The 8,543-nt window shown below is 73.0% G+C and carries 9 protein-coding genes; 4 read left to right on the top strand and 5 right to left on the bottom strand.

Annotated features, from left to right (window positions below; genetic code table 11):
• Window positions 1-55: 55 nt before the first annotated feature.
• Entirely contained in the window at window positions 56-1,252 is a 1,197-nt protein-coding gene (locus tag OO63_RS22525; RefSeq protein ID WP_051910194.1) for a glycosyltransferase 87 family protein, read from the top strand.
• Between the two features lie 128 nt (window positions 1,253-1,380).
• On the opposite strand, the gene OO63_RS22520 is transcribed toward OO63_RS22525, so the two are convergent.
• The 5 genes from OO63_RS22520 to OO63_RS22500 all read right to left on the bottom strand — a co-directional run bounded on the left by OO63_RS22520 (window position 1,381) and on the right by OO63_RS22500 (window position 6,849).
• Window positions 1,381-2,526, bottom strand: a complete 1,146-nt coding sequence (locus OO63_RS22520; protein WP_199819530.1) for a hypothetical protein — start codon at window positions 2,524-2,526, stop codon at window positions 1,381-1,383.
• A gap of 130 nt (window positions 2,527-2,656) precedes the next feature.
• Entirely contained in the window at window positions 2,657-3,694 is a 1,038-nt protein-coding gene (locus OO63_RS22515) for a C40 family peptidase (protein ID WP_030360884.1), read from the bottom strand.
• A 261-nt stretch (window positions 3,695-3,955) separates the two neighbouring features.
• Entirely contained in the window at window positions 3,956-5,008 is a 1,053-nt protein-coding gene (locus tag OO63_RS22510) for a C40 family peptidase (RefSeq protein ID WP_030360885.1), read from the bottom strand.
• A 214-nt stretch (window positions 5,009-5,222) separates the two neighbouring features.
• Complete coding sequence (locus OO63_RS22505) at window positions 5,223-6,572, bottom strand: NYN domain-containing protein (protein WP_030360886.1); 1,350 nt, start codon at window positions 6,570-6,572, stop codon at window positions 5,223-5,225.
• Window positions 6,573-6,609: 37 nt separating this feature from the next.
• Window positions 6,610-6,849, bottom strand: a complete 240-nt coding sequence (locus OO63_RS22500; protein WP_030360887.1) for a hypothetical protein — start codon at window positions 6,847-6,849, stop codon at window positions 6,610-6,612.
• A gap of 134 nt (window positions 6,850-6,983) precedes the next feature.
• On the opposite strand from OO63_RS22500, the gene OO63_RS22495 reads away from it, so the two are divergent.
• The 3 genes from OO63_RS22495 (at window position 6,984) to OO63_RS22485 (ending at window position 8,471) form a co-directional block, all read left to right on the top strand.
• Window positions 6,984-7,715 (top strand): rhomboid family intramembrane serine protease, encoded by a 732-nt coding sequence (locus OO63_RS22495; protein WP_030360888.1) that lies wholly within the window; start codon window positions 6,984-6,986, stop codon window positions 7,713-7,715.
• A complete protein-coding gene (locus tag OO63_RS22490; RefSeq protein ID WP_030360889.1) occupies window positions 7,712-7,993 on the top strand; it encodes an Lrp/AsnC family transcriptional regulator in 282 nt (93 codons plus the stop codon). Before OO63_RS22495 ends, OO63_RS22490 begins: the two co-directional genes overlap by 4 nt.
• 109 nt (window positions 7,994-8,102) lie before the next feature.
• A complete protein-coding gene (locus OO63_RS22485; RefSeq protein ID WP_030360890.1) occupies window positions 8,103-8,471 on the top strand; it encodes a hypothetical protein in 369 nt (122 codons plus the stop codon).
• Window positions 8,472-8,543: the final 72 nt, after the last annotated feature.

Here is an 8,543-nt window from a genome sequence, read left to right as displayed (position 1 = left end):
CTCCCTCCCCCGCTCCCCCCTCACCACCCCCGAACTCCGTCTCCTCGCCCTCTGGATCCCCACCCGCGCCCTCCTCCTGCTCTGCGTCTTCCGCGTCGTCGTGATCCCCGGCCCTGACGTCACCAGCGACGTCTCGTTCATCTACCAGGGCTGGTACGAGGTCCTGCGCACCGGCACGTTCCCGCTCGACGACGTCACCTGGCAGTACCCGCCCGCCGCCGCGCTCGCGATCCTCGGGCCGGCCGCGCTGCCGTTCCTCGGCTACCCCGCCGCGTTCTTCCTGCTCGCGTTCCTGGCTGACGCGGTCGTGACGGGGCTGCTCGTGTACGCGGGCGGGCGGCACGGCAGGACGCTGCGCGGGGCCTGGGTGTGGACGGCGGGGGTCGCCCTGCTCGGGCCGACCTCCTACGCCCGCTACGACCTGATGGTGACCGCCGTGGCCGTCGCCGCGCTGCTCGCCGGGGCGCGCCGGGCCCGCACGGCGGGGGTGCTCGCCGGGTTCGGGGCGGTCGTGAAGGTGTGGCCGGTGCTGCTGCTCGTCGGTGTGGAGCGGGGGCGGGCGACCCGGCGTTCGTGGGGTGCCGCGGTGCTCACGGCGGGGGCGATCACGCTGGCGTTCGTGGCGGCGATGCCGGGGGCCCTCGCGTTCCTGACGTTCCAGCGGGACCGGGGCACGGAGGTCGAGTCCCTCGGCGCCCTCGTCTTCCATGTGGCGCGCCATCTGGGCTGGCCGGGAGAGGTACGGCTCAACTACGGCTCGGTGGAGTTCCTCGGCCCGTACGTCCCGCTGGTCAGCGGGGTGGCGCAGGTGCTGTCGCTGGCCGCGCTGGGGTGGCTGGTGCTGTGGCGGGTGCGGGCGCGGGTCTGGTCGGCCGCGACGTCCTGCGATGCGGCGTTCGCGGCGGTGCTGCTCTTCACCACGACGAGCCGGGTGATCAGTCCCCAGTACATGCTGTGGCTCGTCGGGGTCGCCGCCGTCTGCCTTGCCTCGCGCGGCAGCCGGATGGGGTGGCCCTGCGGGCTCGTCCTCGTCGCCACCTTCGTGACGTTCCTGGAGTTCCCCCTGTGGTTCGCCCACGTCGTGGCCAGCGACGCGCTGGGCGTGACACTGCTCGTCGTCCGCAACGGCCTGCTGGTCGCAGCGACGGTGCTGGCGTGCCGGGGGGTGTGGCGGGGGGCGGTGCCTCGCGGTGCGCCCCAGTCCCGCCCCTTCTCCGAAACCGGGGGCTGCCGCCCCCTGGACCCCCGCTGATCGGCGCTCCGCGCCTCGTCCTCAAACGCCGGACGGGCTGATTTCAGCCCCTCCGGCGTTTGAGGAGCGGGGTCTGGGGCGGAGCCCCAGGATCGGAGAAGGGGCGGGACTGGGGCGCACCGCGAGGCCTACCCCAACTCCTCCCGCACATAAGCCCGCCACCGCCGCGTGAAGTCCTCCCCCGTCGTGCCGAGCACATCCCGCAGGGCCCCCTCCACCGCCCCCGCCCGCTGCCGATGCCGCCCCACGGCCTCGTAGAAGGCGCGCAGCTTCTCCTCGCCCCACTCCTCCGCGATCATCCGGCAGGCCAGCCAGGACCCCTCGTAGGCCCGCGCGAGCCCCGCCGCGTCGCCGCTGAAGCCGAAGGCGTCGTCGGCGGGGAGGGCGGCGGGCAGGCGTCCGTCGACGACGGCGCGGCGGAGTTCGGGGGCGGCCTGGTGGGGGGTGCGGCCGGTGCCGCGGTAGCCGACCCAGTCGGCGAAGCCCTCGGAGAGCCAGAGAGGGGTGGCGCGGGAGGTCCGGGCGCGGGTGGCGACGTGGGTGGTCTCGTGGGTGAGGACGACCTGCTTGCCCAGCTCGCCGAGGACGCCGTACGCGTCGGGGTTGACGACGATCCGGTCGGCGGGCGTCCGTCCTGAGCCGCCGGCCTCGCCGGTGGTGACGGCGGCGATCCCCTGGTAGCCGGAGGCGGGCGCGCCGAGGAGGTCGGCCATGTTGTCGAGGGACTTGGGGACGAGGACGACGACCTTGCCGGGCCAGTCGCCGCGCCAGGCGTCCCGCACGGCGGGCACCGCGCGGTCGGCGAGCTCGGCGTACCGCCGCAGCTCGGCCCGTTCGCGGCCGACGCCGAGGATGAGGCTGTGGGTGCCGCGCACGGCGTCGACGCGGCCCTGGTCCCAGAGTTGCTCGGAGGCCTTCGCGGCGGGGCGCTCGGCGGTGATCTGCCAGCGCCCGTCGCGGCGCTGGAGGGACAGGGTCCGCTCGGCGGTGAGGGGCGCGCGGTCGTAGCCCGCGACGCGGTAGCTCAGGTCGGCGGTGGCGGTGGCACGGGCGCCGTCACGCTCGAAGTCCTTGAGGCGGTACGTCCAGGACTTCAGGGGGACGTCGCGCAGCCGGTCGTAGGCGGCGGTGGGGCCGCCCGTCGCCCGGTAGGCCCCGGGGTCGCGCTCCAGGACGGCCTCGGCGCGCCGGTCGAGCAGCCGCCGCACGTCGGCGGGGGCGGCGTCCGCCGGGTCGTCGCGGCCACAGCCCGCAAGCGCGGCGGGGGCGAGCACCGCGAGGCACACGCCCGCACCCGCCGCCGCCCGCGCGCTCCGCCCACGCCCCTGCCGTCCACCAGCCACGTTCCCGATCGTACGGGGACCCGGGGCCGCCGCCCCGGGCCGTGCGGCCGAAGACCGTCGATCAGACCCGGGTCACGGACGACACCGGCATCATCCCCACCGGGTCGTAGCGCACCGCCGCGCCGGGGTAGGGCGCGTGCACCACCTGGCCGTTGCCGACGTACATGCCGATGTGGCTGGCGTCGTCGCGGTAGGCGACGAGGTCGCCTGGCTGCGCCTGGCCGAGCGGCACCCGCTGTCCCGCGCCCGCCTGGGCCTGCGAGGTGCGGGGCAGTCCGACGCCCGCCTGCGCGTACGACCACTGGGTCAAGCCCGAACAGTCGAACCCGGTGGGGCCGTTGGCGCCCCACACGTACGGCTTGCCGACCGCCGAGCGGGCCGCGGCGATCGCGGCGGCGGCGCGGCCCGACGCCGGGGCCCCGGCGCCCGCGAGGTCGGGCATGTCGGCGCGGCCCGAGCGCGAGGACCGGTCGTCGCGCTCGCGCTCCGCCTCCGGCAGCGAGTTGAGCAGCTGCCGGGCCTTGGCGAGCTTGGTCTCGACGGTGCGCTTGTGGTGGGCGACCGTCTTGCGGCTCTCCTCGAGCTCGGTGAGCTTGCGGGTGGCCTCGGAGCGCTCCTGGGCGAGTTCGCGCTGGGCCCGCTGGAGCTTGGTGAGTTCGCCGCTCTGGCGGGCGCTGAGGCGGCTGAGGGCCGAGGCCCGTTCCAGATAGCCGTCGGGGTCGGAGGAGAGCATCAGGGCGAGCGCGGGGTCGATGCCGCCCGAGCGGTACTGGGCACCGGCGAGCGAACCGAGGGCGCCGCGCATCACGTTGATGCGCTCCTGGCCTCTCGCGACCTTGTCCTTGGCCCGCTCGACCTGGTCGCGCAGCGTGTCCGCGCGCTCGTCCGCCTTGTTGTACGCCTCCGTCGCCTTCTCGGCCTGCTCGTAGAGGCGGTCCACCTTGGCCTTGGTCTCGGACCGGGGGTCCTGCGGGGCGGCGCCCGCGGGGGCCGCGGCCAGGGCCGCCGCGGCGGCCGCGGCGGACAGGACGGTGATGGTGGCGGTGCGTACGCACCGGTCGGGACCGGTGGGTGCTGCGGGACGGCGATGGGATCCCACGGGAAGCCGCTCTCCCTTCCGCTGGAACGGACCCCCGCCACAGCGGGGGACTGTCGGTCCCCGCGCGGGGCGGGGCCGCTCCCCGATGTCGGGGAACGCGCGCGACAGTAGCGGCGTGATCAGGTCGCGGCCAAAGACCCCGAGCGCCTACGCACAGTGACGTCCCGCCTCTGACGCAGGTCATCGGCGGGGCGCGGGGTCAGCGGAAGTTACCGGAATTCGCCCGATCGGACGGTGCGTCGGACTCCGGTGGGGCGGATGTCAGATGCGGACGCCGAACTGGAACGGCATGTTGTTGATCGACTCGTAGCGGACCACGGTGCCGGTGCGCGGCGCGTGCAGGACCTGGCCGTTGCCCGCGTAGAAGCCGACGTGGTGCAGGTCGCCGTAGAAGATCACGAGGTCGCCGACGCGCAGGTCGCTCTGCGAGGCGATGCGCGTGCCGTAGTTGGCCTGGGCCTGCGAGGTGCGCGGGATGTCCATGCCGGCCTGGGCGTAGGCCCAGGAGGTGAGGCCGGAGCAGTCGAAGGAGCTGGGGCCCGTGGCGCCGTAGACGTAGGGCGAGCCGATCTTGCTCTGTGCGGCGGCGTACGCGGACGAGGCGCGGCCCGAGCCCTTGGCGGGGGCGCCGCCCTTGGAGTCGGGCTTGTCGAGGGCCTGGCGCTCGGAGTCGCGCGAGGCGCGGTCCTCCTTGGCCTTCAGGGCGGCGCGCTCGGCGGCGGACAGGGAGTTCAGGAGGCGCTGGGCCTCGCCGAGCTTGCCCTGGACCTCCTTCTTCTTCTTGCCGAGTTCGGTGCGCGTGGTGGCGAGGTCGCCGAGCTTGTCCGCGGCCTCCTTGCGCTGCTGCGCGAGGGTGCGCTGCTTGGCCTGGATCTTCTTGAGGGCCTCGGCCTGCTTGCTGCTGAGCTGGTCGAGCGCGGAGGCCTTGTCCAGGTAGTTGTCCGGGTCGGACGAGAGGAAGAGCTGCAGGGAGGGGTCGATGCCGCCGGAGCGGTACTGGGCGCTGGCGAGCGAACCGACGCCGCTGCGCAGGTCGTTGAGGTCGTCCTGACCGCGGGCGACCTTGTCCTGCAGGGTGTCGACCTGCTTCTCCAGCTTCTCCTGCTTCTCCTTGGCGCCGTTGTACTTCTCGGTCGCCTTCTCGGCCTCTTCGTAGAGCTTGTCGACCTTGGACTTGACCTCGTCCTTGCTCGGCTTCTCGTTCGGCGCGGCGTTCGCTGCCTGCGAGGTGAGCGCGACGGCCGCAGCGGCGGTCGCGGTCAGCACGGTCACACGGGCACGGCCCGGCTGCTTGGGTCGACGGTGTGACGCCACGAAGGCGGCTCCTTCGATGAGTGATCAACAGAGCGGAGGTCTGGGCGTGACCCTAGTGACCAGCCGATGATCAGATCAAATCCTGACCATGAAAAAGTCGACCGCCAAGCGTTTTCTTTACGAAGAATCGACGCGCGGTAGCGGTCATTTGACGCTCCGTCTCGCACAGACATGGCCCAATTCGGGCATTCGGTACGGGAGTTACGGATGGGGCTCAGCCCCGTGAAAGCCGCTTCAGGAGCACCGCGGACGCCACCGGGCGCGCCCCCGCCTTCGCGATCCCGTCGGCCACCTCGCGGTCGGTCGACACCACGATGACGGGCCGCCCCGGCGGTTCGGCGCGCACCAGCTGCCGGATCAGCTCGTCCGCCGTCACCCCGGCCTTGGAGAAGAGGACCCGCACCCCGCGCGGCGGCGCGAGCAGCACCGGCGCGGCCAGCTCGGCGCCGTCGAAGACACAGGTCACCTCGGCCCCGCTCTGCAGCGCGAGCTGGGAGAGGGAGCCGAGCAGGCGCAGCCGCTGCTTCTCCAGGGGCATCGTGGGATAGCCGGTCTTGGTGACGTTGTAGCCGTCGACGACCAGATGCGCCTGCGGCAGGGCGAGCAACTGGTCGAGAATGGCCGGATCGTTCTCGGACAGCGCGCGGGCGGCGATGTCCTTCGGCGTCATCCGGCCGGGCTCGACGGCGTCGACGGTCTCGGCGGGCCGCACGGACACCGGCGGCAGGGCCAGTTCGCGGCGCAGCCCCTGGGCCGCCTCCAGGACGGTGTCGAGCAGCAGCCGCACCCGCATGTCCTCGACGCTGCGGCCCTCGCGTGCGGCCCTGCGGGTGGCCTCCAGGGCGGCCTCGGCCTCACCGAGGCGGGCCTTGAGCCGCCGTGCCTCGCTCTCGGCCGCGGACAGCTGGGTCTGGCCCTCGGCGCGCACGGCGTCGGCCTCGGCGGCCGCCTTGCGCAGCGCCGCCTCGCCGCGCTTGATGTCGCTGAGCGCGGCGCGGAGTTTGCGGTGGGTGGCGTCGGCCTCGCGCTTGGCCGCGTCCAGCTCGGTGCGCAGGCGCTCGGTCTCGGCCTTGGTGTGGGTGCGGGCGGCGGCCAGCTCGGCGCGCAGCCGCTCCAGCTCGGCGCGGGTCTCCTCGTCGGCCCGCTCGGCGTCGGCGCGCTGGGCCTCCTCGCCCGCGGCGGTGACGAGCTTCACCCAGCCGAGCGGGCGCAGCACATAGGCGGCGGCCGCCACGTCCAGCGGGTCGGCGGCAGGCGGCGGGGTGCCGGCGTCCAGGGCCTCGGCGAGCTCGGGCTGTGCCTCGCGCAGGCGTTCGCCGATGCGCTGGCGGAAGAGGGGGTCGCCCTCCAGGGCGGCGGCCATGGCGTTGGCCGCGAACTTCACCCGCCTGCTCGGGGTGAAGCGCGCGTACTGACGCAGCTGGGCCGGCAGTTCGGCGACCGTCAGGCCACCGAAGCCGTCCGAAACGATCTGCACGACCGCCCGCCGCACGCCGTCGGGCAGCGGACGGTCGAGCACCTCAGCGGCGCCGTCCTCCGGCGCTCCGCCCGCGCTCTCCACCATCGGTCACCCCACTAGCTGTGCGGGGCCCGCTCCCGTTTCAGGAGCCGGCCCCGGGCCTGTCCACGAGTTCCACCTGGTCCACCGCGTTGCACCAGCGGCAGCGGACCGACTCGATGGTCTCACTGACCACCTCGCGTTCCTCGACCTTCGGCGCTCCGGCCAGGTCGAGGTGCACGTATTCGACGACCTTCGAGGAGCGGGTCACGTCGAAGCGCGTGAGGTTGCCGCACAGGGCGCAGCGCCATCGGGTGGTTTCGGTCGGCAGGGGAACCGTCATCGTGACGTTCGCTTTCCTTCGGGAACCGTGGTGCGTATTGCCCGTAACCCTAAGGCCTGCGTAAGGGGCTCCGTACGCACATGGGTGGGCGAGGCGATCTGCGCGGATCGCTGCCGTTACGTCATGCTCTGTCCATGATCACTGCGTGGGTCCCGGCCGTCGGCCGGATGGTCGGGCGAGGGTCGGCTCCGGTGACGTACGCGCTGATCGTCGCGTGCTGTCTGATCTTCCTGATCTCCCCGGGCTCCGGGCTCAACCCCTCCTACGGCACCGGCGACGAGCTGATCGCCGCGCAGCGGGCCTACTTCGAGCGCTGGGGCGTCGTACCCGTCGAACTCCTCAGCGGGAAACCGCGGGCCGCGCTCACCGCCGTGACGGCTCTGTTCGTGCACGGCAGCTGGCTGCATCTGCTCGGCAACATGCTCTTCCTGTACGTGTTCGGGGTGATGGTCGAGGAACGCATGGGCCACCTCCAGTACGCGCTCTTCTACCTCGGCTGCGGGTCCCTCGCCCTGCTCGCCTACGCGATCGCGCACGCGGACTCCGGCCAGACCCTGGTGGGGGCCTCGGGGGCGATCTCCGCCGCGCTCGGCGCCTTTCTGTATCTCTTCCCGAAGGCGCGGGTCACCAGCCTCTTCCCGTTCCTGTTCTTCCTGCCGCTGCGGTTTCCCGCGTGGGTGGTGCTGCCGTTCTGGGTGGCGTTGCAGTGGGCGGCGGCGGGGCAGGAGCGGCAGGGGCCCGGGGTGGCGTATCTGGCGCACCTGGTGGGCTTTTCGTTGGGGTTTGTCTACGCCTGGGGGCGGCGGCAGGGGCCAAGTAGAGTGAAAGCCTCTGGAACGGCCACCGAGGGAGACAGTCAGCCGTGATCACCGCGATCGTGCTCATCAAGACCAGCGTGGACCGGATCCCCGAGATCGCCGAGTCGATCGCCGCCCTCGACTGCGTCAGCGAGGTCTTCTCCGTCACCGGTACGTACGACCTGATCGCCATGGTCCGGGTGTCCCGCCACGACGACCTCGCGGACATCATCCCCGGCCGGATCAGCAAGATCCCCGGCGTGGAGGGCACGGACACGCACGTGGCGTTCCGCACGTACTCGCAGCACGACCTGGAAGCTGCGTTCGCGATCGGCCTGGACTCCTAGGGCCGGTCCGGAGCGGCCGGGGCACGGGTGCCCGGCCGCCCCCCCGGATGAGGGATTCTTCATCTGCGGCTCATGCTGATGACGCGGTACGCCACGCACCATCGCCGCCATGGTCTTCTCCCATCGCATCGCGGCCCTCGCGGCCGTCGTGGCGATTCCGCTGGGCATCGCCGTGACGAGCTACGCCCTCACCGACAGCCCCACGTCGCCCAAGGTGCCGCCCAAGGTCGAACTGGAAAGCGGCTCCCCGTCCACCGCGCCGACGAAGCCCCAGCCCACCCCCAGCGACCAGGTGGTCTCGCCACCCCCGGTCGGCGAGAACTCCACGGACGGCAGGGGCAACCAGGACGATCAGGGCGACGATGACGACGACGGCAGCACCGGATCCCACTCCCCCGGAGCGACCGGCAAGCCCGGCTCCTCCGGCGACGACGACGCGGACGACGGACCCGGCGACGACGGACCCGGGGACGACTGAGCTGCCCGAGACGTCCGGCGCCGCGCGCCGCCGCATCTCCGCGCGCGTCCGCATCCTGCTCTGGCTGCTCCT

The organism is Streptomyces alboflavus (genome assembly GCF_000716675.1).
GTDB classification, from domain to species: domain Bacteria; phylum Actinomycetota; class Actinomycetes; order Streptomycetales; family Streptomycetaceae; genus Streptomyces; species Streptomyces alboflavus.
This window is presented reverse-complemented; position numbering and strand designations above follow the sequence as displayed.